The organism is Vibrio sp. D173a (assembly GCF_030248475.1).
In genome coordinates, this window is sequence record NZ_JAHGAH010000591.1 from 1 (window position 1) to 1,019 (window position 1,019).

Annotated in this window: 1 protein-coding gene and 1 pseudogene; both read left to right on the top strand. The window is 45.4% G+C overall.

Annotated elements, in window-relative coordinates; all coding sequences use genetic code 11:
• A partial coding sequence (locus tag KIV40_RS27760) for a GNAT family N-acetyltransferase (RefSeq protein WP_285352416.1) occupies nt 1–738 on the top strand: 738 nt, incomplete at its 5' end.
• A gap of 77 nt (nt 739–815) precedes the next feature.
• Nucleotides 816–1,019 (top strand): annotated as a pseudogene (locus tag KIV40_RS27765) (Crp/Fnr family transcriptional regulator); the annotation flags it as partial.

Below are 1,019 nucleotides of genomic sequence, written 5' to 3' on the forward strand. Positions count from 1 at the left end.
CTTGCCTGTGATTTGGATGAGTATGACCTTTATTACCATCAGCTGTTTGTGTGGAATAAAACCAAGGCTGAATTAGTTGGGGCTTATCGATTGGGTATGGTCGACAAGTTAATCGCCGAGCACGGGTTAGAGCAACTCTATTCCCGCAGCTTGTTTAACTACAACCAAGAGTTCATCGATACCTTAGACAACAGCATAGAGCTTGGCCGCTCAGTGGTGAGCAAGCCCTATCAAAAGAGCTTAAACTCACTGCTACTGCTGTGGAAAGGTATTGCAACCTTTGTCTCCCAACACCCTCAATACACCCATCTATTCGGCCCGGTCAGTATCAGTAATGACTACAGCCACAATGCGCGCCTGTTAATCGCGACTACCTTATCAATTCACCACTATGATGAGGAAAAGGCGAATCTCGTTTCTCCTTCTTCCCCTCTTAATACCAATAGTCATGTGTTTTGGCAGAATCACCTATTGTCATCACTGGCGAGTGTGCCTCTACTTTCAAAGGTGTTGGCACGCATGGAACAAGGAAAAGGGCTACCGGTACTATTGCGTCAATATCTCGGGATGAACGGCAAGTTAGTCTGCTTCAACGTCGACCCATCGTTTAATGACGCCCTAGATGGCCTGATTGTCGTTAACCTTAAAAAGGTACCACTGAAAACCCTAGCTAAATACATGGGTAGAGAACAAGCTCAAACGTATTTGGAACGCCATAACTCCGCCCAACTTCAGTAACTCGACATCACCTTACCCTATACCTAAGCCATAGAAAGTGCGATTATCTTCGCATTGAAATGGCTTAGGTAGTGACCATGCACCACGCACTAACAGAACAACTAGAAAGCTTTGGCTTTACCCCATCCCAGATAGAATCTCTTCTTGAGATTGCAAAACCGCTCGAGTTACCAACACGGCACATTCTCACGAATCAAGGAGAAATTCCCGACCCCTTTTAGTTCATCGTTGAAGGTCTATGCCACGCTTGTTATCCAACAGAAGAGGGTAAGAAATTCAGT